At 67.8% G+C, this 14,831-nt stretch carries 8 protein-coding genes and 3 pseudogenes; 5 read left to right on the forward strand and 6 right to left on the reverse strand.

Features of this window, described 5'->3' with window-relative positions; translation table 11 throughout:
• Positions 1-150: 150 nt before the first annotated feature.
• A complete protein-coding gene (locus AB0K36_RS07400) occupies positions 151-1,596 on the reverse strand; it encodes an FG-GAP-like repeat-containing protein (protein ID WP_364589571.1) in 1,446 nt (481 codons plus the stop codon).
• Positions 1,597-1,976: 380 nt separating this feature from the next.
• Between AB0K36_RS07400 and AB0K36_RS07405 the strand changes: the two genes are divergently transcribed.
• Positions 1,977-5,630: a protein kinase domain-containing protein gene (locus tag AB0K36_RS07405; RefSeq protein WP_364589573.1), complete on the forward strand. Its 3,654-nt coding sequence runs from the start codon at positions 1,977-1,979 to the stop codon at positions 5,628-5,630.
• A 413-nt stretch (positions 5,631-6,043) separates the two neighbouring features.
• On the opposite strand, the gene AB0K36_RS07410 is transcribed toward AB0K36_RS07405, so the two are convergent.
• Both AB0K36_RS07410 and AB0K36_RS07415 read right to left on the reverse strand, forming a co-directional pair.
• The gene (locus AB0K36_RS07410; RefSeq protein ID WP_364589576.1) at positions 6,044-6,343 is read right to left on the reverse strand and encodes a hypothetical protein; all 300 of its coding nucleotides are present in this window, start codon (positions 6,341-6,343) and stop codon (positions 6,044-6,046) included.
• A gap of 1,395 nt (positions 6,344-7,738) precedes the next feature.
• Positions 7,739-8,377 carry an HAD-IA family hydrolase gene (locus AB0K36_RS07415; RefSeq protein ID WP_364589579.1) on the reverse strand — a complete coding sequence of 213 codons (639 nt, stop codon included), beginning with the start codon at positions 8,375-8,377 and terminating at the stop codon, positions 7,739-7,741.
• A 399-nt stretch (positions 8,378-8,776) separates the two neighbouring features.
• Here AB0K36_RS07415 and AB0K36_RS07420 point away from each other — a divergent pair, with 399 nt between their 5' ends.
• The 3 genes and pseudogenes from AB0K36_RS07420 to AB0K36_RS07430 all read left to right on the forward strand — a co-directional run bounded on the left by AB0K36_RS07420 (position 8,777) and on the right by AB0K36_RS07430 (position 10,749).
• The gene (locus AB0K36_RS07420) at positions 8,777-9,361 is read left to right on the forward strand and encodes a DinB family protein (protein WP_364589582.1); all 585 of its coding nucleotides are present in this window, start codon (positions 8,777-8,779) and stop codon (positions 9,359-9,361) included.
• A gap of 37 nt (positions 9,362-9,398) precedes the next feature.
• Positions 9,399-10,209, forward strand: a pseudogene (locus AB0K36_RS34710) (IS5 family transposase).
• Positions 10,210-10,458: 249 nt separating this feature from the next.
• Entirely contained in the window at positions 10,459-10,749 is a 291-nt protein-coding gene (locus AB0K36_RS07430) for a hypothetical protein (RefSeq protein WP_364589588.1), read from the forward strand.
• A gap of 29 nt (positions 10,750-10,778) precedes the next feature.
• On the opposite strand, the gene istB is transcribed toward AB0K36_RS07430, so the two are convergent.
• Both istB and istA read right to left on the reverse strand, forming a co-directional pair.
• Positions 10,779-11,576, reverse strand: coding sequence for an IS21-like element helper ATPase IstB (gene istB / locus AB0K36_RS07435; protein ID WP_364589591.1), 798 nt, complete (start codon positions 11,574-11,576; stop codon positions 10,779-10,781).
• A gap of 11 nt (positions 11,577-11,587) precedes the next feature.
• A pseudogene (istA, locus tag AB0K36_RS07440) lies at positions 11,588-13,220 on the reverse strand (IS21 family transposase).
• 305 nt (positions 13,221-13,525) lie between these two features.
• Here istA and AB0K36_RS07445 point away from each other — a divergent pair.
• A pseudogene (locus AB0K36_RS07445) lies at positions 13,526-14,342 on the forward strand (IS5 family transposase).
• On the opposite strand, the gene AB0K36_RS07450 reads toward AB0K36_RS07445, so the two are convergent.
• Positions 14,334-14,822, reverse strand: coding sequence for a DUF5959 family protein (locus tag AB0K36_RS07450; RefSeq protein WP_364589594.1), 489 nt, complete (start codon positions 14,820-14,822; stop codon positions 14,334-14,336). The pseudogene AB0K36_RS07445 and the gene AB0K36_RS07450 sit on opposite strands and share 9 nt — an antisense overlap.
• Positions 14,823-14,831: the final 9 nt, after the last annotated feature.

Below are 14,831 nucleotides of genomic sequence, written 5' to 3' on the forward strand. Positions count from 1 at the left end.
CCGGCCGGGCCCCACCCCGGCGCCTGACCGGTTGCTCGCGCCGACATCGGTGGAATGCGCCGAACTCCGGGCGTGTCCGGACAGGGCTTTGGGCTGTGTCGCGGGGGGCTTCTTCGCCGGCCCATGACTACGGACGGACAACGAGACACCTCACCGGCCGAAGCCGTAGTAGCCGCGGCCCGCGGTGAGCGCGATGCCGAGGGCGTCCTGTTCGAAGGTGACGGTGTGCGAGGTCGAGACGCCGCGGGCGGAGCCGGGCAGGACCCAGACGATCGGGTCGCTGCCGCCCGCGGACCCGGAACTACCGATCGCCAGTTCCGCCGAGTGGTCCCGGTCGGTGTCCAGCAGGGCGGTCCCGTTGCCGAAGCCGGCCTCGATGTCGTCGGATCCCCGAATGCCGGGGGTGAGCCGGCTGAAGAGCAGGGCGCCTTGCGTGGTCAGCCCCTTGGCGCTGCCCAGCAGCAGGATGACGGTGGGGCGCCCCATACCCTCCGTTCCGGCCCGGCCGCTGAAGGCGACGTCGGCGTAACCGTCGCCGTTGGTGTCGCCGGCGGACACGGCGTGGCCGAAGGTGCAGTAGGTGAATTTCGGCGAGCCCGGCAGTGCGGCCTGCTCGGTGATACGGACCGGCTCGAGCCTGCTGCTCTGCCCCTTGGGGCCGCCGTAGGAGACCTCGATCCGGCTGCCACCCTTCGGCGGCACGGGATCGCCGAGCATTTCGCAGGCGAGGCCCATGACGATGTCCGCGTAGCCGTCCTTGTCGATGTCGGCGGTGACGGGCTCCTGACCGTAAAGGTCCTTGCCCTGGGCGTCCTTCAGGCGCGGGCCCTTGGTGAGCCGACCGTCGGCGGCACCCCGGTACACGACGGTGGCGCGGGGGGTGTAGTTCCCGTCGCCGTACATCGACCAGGTGACGACGAGGTCGTCGCGGCCGTCGCCGGTGACGTCCCCGGCGGCGGAGGGTGTGGCGATGTCGTCCCCGGACGTGAAGGGTTCGCCCTCCGGGGCGAGGTCGAGACGGACGGTGCGCTCCGGCTTGCCCGCGCGGGTGAAGGGGCCGAGGGCCAGGGTGCCTATGTCCGTCTCGGTGTCCGTGGTGACGAGATCGGCGTAGCCGTCGCCGTTGAAGTCACCGGCCACGGGGAACATGCCGGTCAGGCGGGCAGCGCCGGCCACGGACAGGCCGCGCTCGCCGCCCCGGACGACGAAGAGAGTGTTCCTGCCCGCTGTCGCGACGAGGTCCGCGTAGCCGTCGCTGTCGAGGTCCGCGCTGAGCGAGTGGGCGCCGAACCGGCCCCCCTGCCCGGCCTTGCCCAGTCCCAGGCCGTTCTGGTCGACGACCTGGGACCGCGCGGCGTCGGGGCCCTCCTCGGAGCCGTGGACCACGACCACTTGGCCGGCGTCGTGGACACCTTGGACCGTGGCGCCGGAGTCGGTGACGACCAGATCGCTGTAGCCGTCGCCGTTGAAGTCGGAGACGGAGGCGGAGGAGGCGACAGGCGGGCGTTGCTCCGGCTTGTCAGTGCCGCTGCTGCCGGAGCATGCGGCAGTGACGGCCAGGAGGATGCCGAGGCAGGCAAAGGCACGTTTCCGCATGATGGTTGGACTCCCCGTCCGCCCAAAGGTTGCACGGCTCCCCAGCCGACCCCCCTGACCTCCCAGCAAAGGACGGCGGCCGGCCCCGCTGCCGCTCGCACGCCTCGCACACTGTGCGGGCGGTAGCGCCGTCGGCCGCAGCGTCTCAATCGCACCGATACCTCACCCGCAAGCCAGCGAACCCCAACCCCTGAGATAGGCCCTCTGCCGGCAACAGTCCACCAGCGCCCGGCTGTCTCTCACCCACTGCCTCCGAAAGCGAGAGGTCGCAGCCACCGTGCGTCCGGGGTCGCCACCGTGCCGCACCGTACCGCAACTGGAGATCACCGTCCGGCGTCCTAGGATGCAGAACCGCGCACGACAGCGACCAGGGGGCCGAGTTGGCGACGAAGCTGCTTCCGGAGGACCGGGAGAAACTTGGCGAGTACTGGCTGGCAGCCCGGCTCGGATCGGGCGGTCAGGGGGTGGTGTACGAGGCGTACGGTCCGCAGGGCGACCGGGTGGCCCTCAAGACGCTGCATCGCGAGGCCCAGCCGGCCGCACGGTCGCGCTTCGTCAAGGAGGCGGAGGCGGCACGCCGGGTCGCCCCCTTCTGCACCGCCAAGGTCCTCGACGCGAGCATCGACGGCGACACCCCGTACATCGTGACCGAATACGTCGAAGGACGGACGCTCGACGAGACCATCAGGCAGGACGGCGCCCTCCCCGAGGACTCCCTGGTCAGGCTCGCCATCGGGGTCGCGACCGCGCTCGCCGCGATCCACCACAGCGGCGTACTGCACCGGGACCTGAAACCCGGCAACGTACTGCTCAGCGGCGAGGGCCCACGAGTCATCGACTTCGGCATCGCACGGGCTCCAGGCATGTCGCTCACCAGCACCGGCGCGGTGATGGGGACCTACGGCTACATGGCGCCCGAGGTGCTGTCCGGGAGCCGGGCCACGCAGGCCGCGGACATCTTCGCATGGGGTGCGCTGATCATCTTCGCCGCGAGCGGAGTGGAGCCGTTCCGCGGGGCGAACATCGGCGAGGTCGCGCACCGCACGGCGTTCGTGGAACCCGACCTGTCCCTGCTGCCGGCGAGGATCCGCCCGCTTGTCGCCGCCGCGGTGGCGAAGGATCCGCAACGTCGGCCGTCCTCGCTGGAGTTGCTGACCGGACTGATCGGCGATCTACCCGGGTCCGCCGACCCCCGGCGGATGCTGATGGAGACGGGCGCCCGCAGGGCGGAGCCGGTCGCGAAGACTCCCGCCGTGGTGGAACCCCCGCTCGGCGAGCGCGCGGAGGCCGCCTTCGCCGCGCTGCCGGACGCCGGCCGGTCGGCCGCGGAGGAACTGATGCTCCGGCTTGTCGTACCCGGCGACGCCGTGGACGGATCGCTGGACTCGGTGCGGGTGGCGCGGCCCGAGGAGTGCACCGCCGGCATCGAGGCCCTGGTCCGCGCGATCGATGCGCTCACCGACGCCGGGATTCTGCTCCGCACCGATGAGGAGGCCCTTCGTCCGGTCAGTGCCGCGGTGCTGCCGGCCTGGCCCCGGCTGAAGCAGTGGGTCGCCGCCCACCGCGCCGCCCTGGCCGTACGGCTGGATGTCGCGGAGGCCGCACAGGTGTGGGACCGGCACGGACGGCGCCCGGAGGACCTGCCGCACGGCACCGCCCTGCAGACGGCTCTCGCCTGGCAGGTCACCGCCTCTGCCACGATCGGGCCGAACCCGCTGGAACGGCTCTTCCTCCGGGAAGCGGAGCAGCGCGCCGCTCGCAACGCCCGTCGCCGCCGTGTCCTGCTGGGCGTCGTCGCCTCGCTGTCGGTGATCGCGCTGCTGGTCGGCATCGTCGCCTGGCAGCAGTACGGGGACGCGGCACGCCAGCGCGACGAGACCGCGGCACGGAACCTTGTCGAGAACGCCGAAGCCCTCCGGAGCACCGCGCCGAGCACCGCCCAGTTACTGAGTGTCGCCGCCTGGCAGATCGCCCCGGTCGCAGAGGCCCGTGCGGCCCTGCTCACGGCGGCCACCCGATGGGAGGGGCCGTCCGTCGACGCTCGGGTCCCGGCGGGCGGAATCCGCTTCCTCCAGCCGGACGGCAAGCGGGTGCTCACCATGAACGAACGGACCCTGCGTCTTTGGGAGTTCGCGTCCGACCGGTTGGGACTGGTGGCGAAACCGTTGATCGACATCCGTGACGACGACGGCACTTGGCGGTCCACCGGCTATCCGACTGCCAGCGACAACGGAAGGTACGTCCTCCTCTCCTACCAGGACGGCACGTACGAAGTACGGACCGCGGACGGCGAAACGACCGGAAAGCGTTTCCGGGGCGCTGACGGTTTCACGGCCGAGGGAGTGACCGATACGGGTGACGTCCTGTTCCGCTCCGACGATCCCGAGGTGCGCCGCCTCGTCTCCGCCTCGGGAGAGACCGGGGCCACCTGGCCGCATGCGCTCGATCGTCCCACCTATCTGTCCCCCGGCGGGGATCAGCTGATCACCTGCACCGACAGCCAGAAACTCAGGTTTCTGACCATTGAGTCGGGGAAAGTCGGCAACACCTCGCCCGACGAGTACAACGGAGACGAGGTCTGGGCTCCGGAGCGGAAATGCGAAGACGTCCGTCACGCCACGTTCAGTCCTGACGGCTCGTCGGCGCTCGTGACCATGGGCGACACCATCGAGCTCTGGAACATTCGGACGGGAGAACGCCACTGGTGGGTCCCCGCCGATGTGAAGCGGACCCGTTTCAGCTCGGACGGCCGCCACGTGGTGGGCATCGCGGACGACGGGGTGGACATCTGGGCCGTCGAGCATCCGACCGAGAGCATGGTGACCGTCCCCGTGCAGGGATCTGTCGACGGCGCCGTCCTCGACGGTTCCGCCAAAATGCTCAGGGTGCTACTGAGAGACTCCGACCAAGTACGGCAGTTCGACATGCGTGACGTCGTCGACAACCCGGGGGACAACGGCGGCGGACCGCGGGCCACCGAGTTCTCCCGGTCGGCTTCTCTCGCACCGGACGGCAGTACTCTGGGGGTGTCCATGCCGAACGGGCATTCCCTCCAGCTCGTGGACATGGCGACAGGCAGGAAGACGGGCGCCCCGTTCCCGCAGGGTCAGGGCGTACTCAGTGCCGTCGGCAGCTTCCCGGCGAGCGCGCTCAGCGACAAGGGGGCTCTGCTCGCGCTGTCCGAGGTCGCCGAGGACGGCCGCGCGTCGATCGTCCTGTGGGACACCGGGCGACGAAAGAAGCTGCACCGCGTGCCCGTGCCCGGCCCCGCGAGCACATCCGTGATGCCTCGGGTGACGTTGTCGCCCGATGGGCGCTACCTGTATGCGTGGTTGAACGGCGAGTTCCCTCTGGATCCCGACAGCGGTTATCTGTGGGAAACGAAGAACCCGGCAAAGCCGCTGCGTACCTTCCCGCGCGCCGGGGCCGGAACATTCAACTCCCACGGCGCCCTGTTCACCGCCGCGGGCGACGTTTTCGACCCGCGCTCCGGAAAAGTCCGGAAGAACGTCTTCGAGGGCGCCGACGTCAAGGAGATCGCCTCCTCCCCGGACGGTGAGAAGATCGCGACACTGCTGAATTCAGGATGGGTCGAACTCTGGGACGGCACAGCACGTTCACGTCTGGCGCGCATGAACAGCAGCCTGACGGACGGAGGTTCGAGCCAGGGTCAGGAATTCTCCCACTTCGCCTTTTCCGGGGACGGCACGCTCCTGGCGACCGTGGTCGGCGGCGGGACGGACGACAGCGATTCCGAATTCGGCGGCACCGAGGTCCAGTTGTGGGACACGGAGAGCCGGTTGCCCCTCGGCGAACCGCTGGTTCTCACCGGCCGTGGTATCGACCTCATCGACTTCGACGGCTCGACATTGCGCACCGTCAGTGCCTTCGACACCTACTCTCTCGATCTTTCTCCCGGCAAGCTGACCGAGACGGCGTGCTCGCGGGCAGGCCGGGACATCACGCGGGAGGAGTGGGAGACCTACGTGCCCGGGTTGCCGTATCGAAAGGTGTGCAGCGGGACGCACCGCTGACTCCGTCGAAGGACGGCGCCCGTACCCGGGCCCCTGCACGAGTCGTCACAAGCGGCGTTGACGGCCGCCTCGGTCCTGGTGGGCGCGGGTGAGAACCTGCACGAACTGCTCATCGGGCTTCAACGCGTCCAGGCCGGGGTGCTTCAGGGTGGCTCCCTGCGGAGCGGGGTGGACATCCGCGGCGGATATCGGCGACGTGCCGGCTGCTTAGGGGAAGGGCGGGTCCTGCTCGTCGGGGACGGTGGTCCTCGAGGCACGGCTGAACACCCAGTCAGACGCGGGCGAAAGAGGCATCCCCGGGCGAGAGCGGGGCGGGAGTACCGGCTACTGTCCTGCGCTCCAGGGGAGGACAAATTCAGAGTCCGCCGCGCCGCCGGCGGCGGGCTGCCGACTCAGCGGGCGAGGGACATGCCTCAGTGTTCATCGTGGTCGCCGTTCCGCTCGACGGCATCCATGAACTGATCATGCACCTGCAGCTCGCGCCCCCTACCTGGACTCGTCAGGACGATCGTCTTTGCCTCGCCAAGGGCTTTGGGGCCCGCTCCAAGAAGCTCGCGCATAATCACCACCGCATCGAGCACCTCAACTCGGCGCTCAGTCAGCAGCTGCTGCACTGCAGCCATCCCGCCCTCACCCGTCAACAGCGGCCGGCACTCATCGACGAGCGCCTCGAGCCGAGCCGTCCTCTCCGGATGCAGCCCACTGATCGCCATCCCGTCGTCCCTCCATCGCGCCCAGCCTCTTCCTCGATCATCCCCGACGGCAACAACGTGCGATTGCCTGCTGAGCATGAGGCGCTGCCAAGGTCCGAGTTCGCTGCTCAAGTTCCTTGCTCAGCGGGGTGGTCACGAGTTCGTCCCAGGCAGCGTGGCTCCGGGCAGCCACGCGCCTGCTCGAGATAGTCCGAAAGAGGCGCCGGCGAGGGGCCGCAGTGACTGGCTCAGTCGTCGAACCACACGACGAGGCGCACGTTGTCGTCACCGTGCTGCGCTGCGAGCGTCTCCATGGCTTTCCGAGGGAGTCGAGGTCGTACGCGGTGTACCAGGCTGCCTCCCGGCCGTCCTGCGACGCTCGATACTCGAGAAAGCCGCTCATGTCTGTACCCATGCCGGACATTCTGCCGACCCCGTCAACTGGTTTGGCCTGCCACGGATCGACGACCTGCGCATACGTAAGCTGTCTGGTCAGACCGCCCTGTGTTGAGGATCGGCGCCGTGCATCCAGGCGGGACTTCCGACCTGTGCTTGAACCACAGCTCTGCCCCTAGTTGGGCGGCTGATGCGGTCGGTCCAGTCGCGCTTGGTGAAGTTCGTCCAGTCCGTCTTGTACTGGCGCAGAACACCTGTTCCTCACAGTCGTATTCCTCTGTCGAGGCCGTGACGCCTGGCCTCGTGGACCAGGGAGTGCGTCTGCGACAGTGAGCGAATGGATCACGCTCTCGGGGCTGGCGAGAACCCCTTATTGAGGACTGAGGAGCACCAACAGGTGCAGGCTGCGGTAGCAGCGGCTGCGGCCGTGCCGCGTCCACCGACGCTTGGCTCTCTGATCCGCAGTTGGCGGGAGATGGTCGAGGAGATTGAGGAGGGCTACGCCTGGTCCCACCCGGAGTTCACCAACGACTGCTGGTGTCGAGAGGTGCTGGCACGGGCATTGCCCATGCTGCCGCAGCAGGTAGCAGCAGCGATGAGAGCCCAGCTCAACACCTTGGACGAACGCTTTCAAACGGCAACCGTCCCCTGGCCCGGCCATGAGCAGCGCAGCGGTCGGTGGTGGCAGCGCCGAGTCCCGCGCGTTTTGGAGCCTGACGTAGGGGAGCGGTATACGGACGGGTGGCCACTGGGGTGGGAGATGCTGCCGTTTCCCAAACCGGAAGCCGTCCGGGTCGTGCCACCTGACGGTGGCCCGGCATAGTGAAGTGACTCCCACACGCCCTCTTCTTCAGACACGATCGCGGCCGTGAGCCGCGGATCTGGCCCTGATCAACAGCGCCCGGGCATCAGAACACCCCCAAACGGCAGGCGCAAGATCAGCGAGCGGAAGACCGTGTCAGGGCGGACGGTTCGCAAGGCGATCAACTCGGTCCGGCCGGGAGCGACCAGTCAGAAGCGTCATCCGAGCAGGACGCGTGCTGGAGTCAAGGGGCCAGCTTCCAGATGAGATGCGATGCGCGCGATCGCCCCGGTGTTGTCTCGGAACAGATGCGCGTGCATGCCCGCCGCCTGGGCGGCCTCAACGTTTGCTGCGGCATCGTCCACGAAGAGACAGTTCTCCGGCTGCACCTCCAAGCCGGCGCAAACAGCTTCGAAGGCACGCAGGTCAGGCTTCTCAATGCCGATCTCATGCGAGTAGACGATCTGCTCCACGAGTTCGTCGAAGTGGTACAGCGCCGACTCCCGCTCCCTGGCCCCGACGAAGCTGTTGCTCAGGATGCCCAGCCTGCATCTCCCCTGCAGCCCCCGCACATATTCGATGAGCTCCTCGTTCGGCGTCCCCAGATACTCCGCCCAAAGATCAGCCATGAAGGCTTCAACCTGGGGCGTGTCAAGGCCCAGGTGGGCCGCCACCTGCTCGTGCACCTCTCGTTCGCTGATGCTCCCGACACTTCCGGCACGCCACACGTCGCGCATCCGCTCATGCACGGTGCCCAGCGGCAGCTCCAGCCGCTCTTCCCACCGTTGCACCCATCCGGTTTCCGGCGTGATCTCCAGCACGCCGCCGATGTCGAGAATGACGCAGGTCGCGGTCACGCGAACTCCCCCTCTTCGTCTTGCCTGGCCGGCGAGCACACTGATCTACGGAGAAACTGTTGCCCTTCCCGCGGGGTCAAGGTCAAGAAATCTCGGAACCTTGTGACAGCCCTGTCGCGAGCCGCTGACCGCTTCGGCCGCATCAGTAGCTGCGATCGAAGCTCGCGAAGCGAGAGACGACCGAAGCCACGCCAGGGATCAGAAACACGCACTTGATTCAGAGAAGGCACGTACTGCCTAACATTCTCTGCACTAAGAGTGCTGTCTCACGTGGCAAGTCCCGCGAGCTTCTTCAGTAGCTCGGGGTGGTGGCCATGGCCGGGCTTCAGCACTGCCGGTCGTTGCGGTGCACGTACAGGATCTTGAGGCCACGAGTAGCCCATGGCAGGCTCATGCCGCATGATCGATGAATTCGCGAAGAGCACCTTGCACGGGCGACTGCGACGGGACCGTGAGGCGCTGCTGTGGAAGCTCGATGGCTTGTCCGAGTACGACGCGCGCCGGCCTCTGACGGCGACCGGGACCAACCTCCTCGGTCTGGTCAAGCACGTGGCCACGGTCGAGGCCAGGTACTTCGGTGAGGTCTTCGACCGCCCGTCTCCGGAACCGCTGTGCCGGTGGCAGGATTCCGATGGCAGCGATCTGTGGGCGGCTGAGGACGAGGCGCGCGATCAGATCATCGAGTCCTACCGGCGCACGTGGGAACACTCAGACGCGACCATCGACGCGCTTGCCCTCGATGCCCCGGGCCACGTGCCGTGGTGGCCGGTGCCTTATTCCGACACGAACCTGTTCGCCATCCTGGTCCACGTCCTCGGCGAGACCAACCGGCATGCCGGGCACGCCGACATCCTGCGCGAAGGCGTGGACGGCCGAACCGGGATGCGCCCCGAACACGAGATGCAGATCGATGAGGACGCCCGCACCGCCTACTGCGCGAAGATCGAGCAGGCCGCCAGATCGGCCTCATCAGTCAAGGCATAGAAGGCTGTCCCATGTGACTTGATGTTCGAGCGGCATGATGCCGGCCGTAAGTGCTGATCTGTCGAAGCGTCTGATTCCTGATGAGCTCTGGAGGCTGGTCGCCCCGTTGCTGCCGTCGTTCGCGGCTCGACCGCAAGGTGGCGGGACCGCTCCGCGCGACCAGCCGGCCGTGTTCACCGCAGTGGTGTACGTGCTGACCAGCGGGCTGTGCTGGCGGCATCTGCCTCCGACGTCCGGCACGTCCTCCGCCACCGCGCATCGCCGCTTCACGGTATGGGCCGAGGTCGGCCTGTGGCGTCGGCTGCATCGGGCGGTGCTGGACGAACTCGGGGTCCGGAGCGAAGTGGACTGGACCTCGGCGATCGTCGACGCGGCCTCCGTTCGCGCCAAAAGGGGGGATCGCTGACAGGGCCGAACCCGGTCGATGGCGGCAAGAAGGGCAGCAAGCTGCACGTGCTGTCCGATGCTCAGGGCATCCCGCTCGCCGTCGCCGTGTCAGGTGCGAACATGCACGACAGTCTCGCCCTCAAGCCGCTCATCCTCGGCATCCCGCAGCCCGGTCCCGCCGGGGACCACGGCGACGCCGGCCCGTCAAACTCCGCGCGGGCAAGGCGTACTTCTCCGCCGAACACCTCTGCCGGCTGCGCGAGCGTGGGCTCCTCGCGCGCATCGCGCGGCCGGGCATCAAGTCCGGCGAACGCCTCGGTCGGCACCGCTGGAAGATCGAGCGGTCGATTGCTTGGCTCTTCGGCTACCGCCACCTGACCATCCGATATGAACGAAAGGGCTCTGGCTGCGTAGGTTTCAAGCGAGAGCACTTGTCGGTGGGTTTCGGCATCACGCCGTGACCGAAGAGCGCGTGAATGTTGGTGGGAAGTAAGAGCACCCCGAGTGGCGGGGAGCTCGATCGTGCGTGCGGAGCCAGCCTCGTTCGTGACAGGATGACGGCATGTTGATCAGAAAGGGCGATGCCGCGTAGGCGCCCGAAGGCCGTCCGTGCTGAGCTGTGGCGGCCTCGCAGACACGTTGCAGTTCGGCGGATCCGGGGCGTTTCCGCAAAGACTCGTGCAGCTGTCCGCCGCGTCGAGGATGAGCGGATGTGGCCTGGCGCAGTTGCTGACGCGCTCGCTCGTTTCGAGTGGGCGTTCAGGCAACCCGGCCGTTATCTGAACGCATCCCAGGTCTGGCAGCCCGGACTGGAGGCGGAGTATGCCCGCGATGATCTGGAAGAGGTCATGCTTCACCTCCCTCGCGGTGCCCGGCGCGATCTCGGCCGGCTGGTTGCTCGTATCGACGATGAGTTCGAGCGTCGCACTCTGCCCAACCCTGGGCCGGTGAACGCCTTCACGGAGGGCGGCTGGTGGTGGTCAAGGATCCGTGAGCACTGAGGACGCTCACGAAGCCTCGTGCGCCCAGGTCAGCTCGTGGCCAGCTGTTGTTCGGCGCGGGCTCGGGTGGTGGCGAGGCGGTAGGAGTCGGTTCCTGTCTCGATGATGTTGCCGCCGAAGGTGAGGCGGTCGACGATGGCCGCGCAGAGCCTGGGGTCGGTGAAGGTCTTGGTCCAGCCGGAGAAGGACTCGTTGGAGGCGATGGCGACGCTGTTCTTCTCCTCGCGTTCGGTCAGGACCTGGAAGAGGAGTTCGGCGCCGCGGCGGTCGAGCTCCATGTAGCCCAGCTCGTCGATGCAGAGCAGGTCGACGCGACCGTAGCGGGCGATGGTCTTGGTCAGCTGCTTCTCGTCAGCTGCTTCGACGAGCTCGTTGACCAACTTTGTCGCCAGGACGTACTTGACCCGGTAACCGGCCATCGCGGCCTCGGTGCCCAGCGCGATCAGCAGGTGCGACTTGCCCGTGCCGGAGTCGCCGATGAGGCAGAGCGGCAGGCCCTTCTTGATCCATTCACACTTGGCGAGGGTGTGGACCATGGCCGCGTCGATGTTCGGGTTGGCGTCGAAGTCGAACTTGCGCAGTGACTTGTCGCGTGGGAATCCGGCGGCCTTGATGCGCCGCTCGGACCGGCGGCGGGCCCGGTCGTCGCATTCGGCCAGGAGGAGCTCGGAGAGAAATCCGAGGTAGGACATCTGCTCGCGGCCGGCGGTTTCTGCGAGCTCGGGGAACTGGGACCTGATCGTGGGCAGCCTCAGCATCCGGCATGCATGGTCGATCGCGGCCGTGGCGGCCTGTTCGGTGAGTCCTCGCTGGCGGGGAATGGACACGCTGTTCTCCTTCAGGGGGTGGGGCGGTCGCGGCGGAGCCGCAGGAGCTGGTCGTAGTGAGCGACCGACGGCAGAGGCCGTTTGTCGGGTGGTAGGCGGGCCCGGACGGCAGCCGGCAGCGGGGCGATGCTGGTTCGGCTTCCCGCTGATGGTTCTGGGGCCTCGGCAGGGGCAGTGTCGGCGTCTGCTGCCTTGCGGGCTTCAAGAGCGACGGCGTCCGCCGTCAGCGCCCCGGTCTTGAGGGCAGCGGCGAGTCCGGTGACCAGGTGCTCGTGCGGCAGGTGCCGACCGAGGAGAAGGACCTCGATGAGCGCGCGGGTGCCGTCCCGCTCGCCGTGGGCCTTGACGGCCGCTTCCCACCAGGCGTCGTGGACGGGAGTGAACCGGCCTGCGGAGCGGGCCTGGTCGAGCGCGGTCGCTCCCGGGAGGGCGCCGGGCTTGCGCACGAGAGCTTCCGGGTAGTGGTCCAGTTCGAGGCGGGTGCCGCCTTTGGCGATCAGTCGTTCATGCCGGGCAACCTCCTCTCGGCCGTCATGGACGACCAGCTCGGAGGCGTGCAGCATTGCTCGGACGTTCCGGCCGATCAGCCGGACCGGCACCGAGTAGCGGTTGGTGCGGACGCTGATCTGGCTGTAGCGGTCGACTCGCAGAGTGAAGAGCCGGCCTGTCTCGAAGGGCTCCTGGGGCAGCGGCGCCAGCAGCGGCTGCTCGGCCGCGAAGTACTCGCCGATCGTGCGAGGACGGGACCCGGATCCGGCGATCCTCGTCCTCTTGGTCCCACTGGTCGATCATCGCGTTGAGCTCGGCGAGGGTCGCGACCTCGGGCACCGGCACGAGGTGGTTGCGGCGGAACCAGCCGATCTGGCCCTCGACCCCGCCCTTCTCGTGGGCGCCGCGGATTCCGGGCTGGCAGTAGAGAGCTTCCAGACCGTAGTGGGAGCGGAACGCGGTCCAGCGCTCGGCCTCGACGCGATGCCGGGAGAAGCCCAGCACCTGGGCGACCGCGGCCCTAAGGTTGTCGTAGCGGACCTTCCCGGTCGGCACTCCGCCCAGCACGTTGAGAGCGTGGACGTGGCCCTCGAAGAACGCCTCCTGACCCGCCGAGGCGAAGATCCGGTGGACGGCCTTGCCCGAATAGGACAGCCGGAACGCGAACAGGTAGCAGGTCACCAACTCGCCGGCCAACCGCACCGTCACGTCGCCGAAGTCAACCTCCGCCTCCGCTCCGGGCTTATGGGTCTGCGGGACAAAGGCTTCCACCACACCTCGCCCGGCCTGGACCCGGATCTCCTCACGCCGGTCAGCAACGTAGCCACGGACCATCTGGTACGAGATCTCGTCCGCCCCGTGCTCGTCCGCCCCGTGCTCGTCCAGCAGCCGCTCGAAGATCCGCTTCACCGTGTGCCGCTGCTTGCGCGGAGCATCCAGGTCGGCCCGCAGCATCTCATCGATCAAAGGCTTGTACGGATCCAGCCGCGTCGGCCGCGGCGGAAGCTTCTTCCGCGGCTCCGGCCAGGCCGACGACAACGCCTTCTGCACGGTCAGGAACCCGACACCGTACTTCCGCTGAAGAGCACGGCTCGACAGACCAGCCTTCGCATCACGACGGATCGCCGCGTACAGATCGACCTTGGACTTCGGCAGCACCCGGGCCCCCTCGTCGTGCAGAGCACAACCATGCTCCCGAAGCAAGCACCCCGGCGCTCTCAAAACTCAGCGACATCACTCTCCCGTGGAAGAGGGCGCTCTCCACGCTGAGCTACAGGCGCTCTCGCAACTCACCAACAAAGCCAGGGCTCGCACTTCCTCGCCTTCCTCGGCCTGGCCGCTGCCCTGACCTGCTACAAGAAGCTCGCGACTTGCCACGTGAGACGCCCTCTAAGAACTCCTAACGAAATGATCTTCGAGGTGGTTTGATCGCTCCGGGACCGTTGATCCGGGGGTGCGGGGTGGCTCGACCGAAGCCGTGGGATGTCGATGACGAACTATGGGCGTTGATCGAACCGCTGCTGCCGAAGGTCGAGCGTCGGACTCGTTGCATCCTGGGCGGAAGCGGCATCCGGACCGGCTGGTGTTCCAGGGCATCCTTTTCGTGCTGCACACGGGGATCGCGTGGGAACACCTGCCGCAGGAGCTCGGCTTCGGCTCGGGCATGACCTGCTGGCGCCGCTTGGCCGAGTGGACCGAGGCTGGCGTGTGGCCCCGGCTGCACCAAGAGCTCCTGGCGAAGCTGCGCGGCGCGAACGCCCTGGACTTCTCTCGGGCGACGGTCGACGGCTCCCACATCCGGGCGCTAAAGGGGGCCCCAAGACGGGACGAAGCCCTGTCGACCGGGGCAGGACGGGCAGCAAACACCACCTGATCACCGACGCCACCGGCATCCCGCTCGCCGTCACCCTGACCGGCGGCAATCGCAACGACGTCACCCAGCTCATTCCGCTGCTCGAAGCCGTTCCACCGGTGCGGGGCAAGCGCGGCCGGCCCCGGCGCCGCCCGGACATCGTGCTCGGTGACCGCGGCTACGACCACGACAAGTACCGCCGCCTCGTCTGGGCCCTCGGCGTGAAGCCGGTGATCGCCCGACGCGGCACCGGGCACGGCTCCGGACGGGGCACCCAACGCTGGGTCGTGGAGCGTGCGTTCGCCCACCTGCACTGGTTCCGCCGCCTGCCGATCCGCTGGGAGATCCGCGACGACATCCACGAAGCCTTTCTGACCCTAGGATGCGCCCTCATCTGCTGGCGGCGACTTGTCTCCCTACCCTGACAGCATCGGAACCCAGTGATCCATCACCTGGCGCAGACGCTGGCGGTGGTCAGCAATCCAGTCGTCCGGCGGGACGAGCGGGACCCGCACGGTGACCATGGACCCGGACTCGTCCTCCACGACTACCTCCGGGCAGTCACGCTCGCCCGTGAGCTGGATGAAGATGGACGGCCCGCTGCTCATCTCCATCCAGGCCACGTCTTCGCCGGCGTCAAGCCGTTCCAGTGCGTCGGCCCAGCTCTCCAACCTCGCAACGTACAGCGCCAGGTCGATACGGCCGGACACGAAGGGCGTCTTGACGACGATTTCCGCGTCGAGCCCGGCGGTCCATCTGGGGCTACGTCCCAAAACGTTGACCGAGACGCTGTTGCCCTCGTCATCAGCAAGCGAGATGAGCTCCCTCGGGGGGCTGTCGCCCATAGCTGCCCTTTCGTCGGCGAGTACCGAGCGATCGTCGCCCGACCTGAGGCCATTCTTCATCTCATTTTG

It is taken from the genome of Streptomyces kurssanovii, from assembly GCF_040677245.1.
GTDB lineage: Bacteria > Actinomycetota > Actinomycetes > Streptomycetales > Streptomycetaceae > Streptomyces > Streptomyces kurssanovii.

What these genes read in the sequence shown, in the direction of transcription:
- AB0K36_RS07400 (WP_364589571.1), bottom strand. Translation starts at nt 1,596, where the DNA reads ATGCGGAAACGTGCCTTTGCCTGCCTCGGCATCCTCCTGGCCGTCACT.
- AB0K36_RS07410 (WP_364589576.1), bottom strand. Translation starts at nt 6,343, where the DNA reads ATGGCGATCAGTGGGCTGCATCCGGAGAGGACGGCTCGGCTCGAGGCG.
- AB0K36_RS07420 (WP_364589582.1), top strand. Translation starts at nt 8,777, where the DNA reads ATGATCGATGAATTCGCGAAGAGCACCTTGCACGGGCGACTGCGACGG.
- AB0K36_RS07430 (WP_364589588.1), top strand. Translation starts at nt 10,459, where the DNA reads ATGTGGCCTGGCGCAGTTGCTGACGCGCTCGCTCGTTTCGAGTGGGCG.
- AB0K36_RS07450 (WP_364589594.1), bottom strand. Translation starts at nt 14,822, where the DNA reads ATGAAGAATGGCCTCAGGTCGGGCGACGATCGCTCGGTACTCGCCGAC.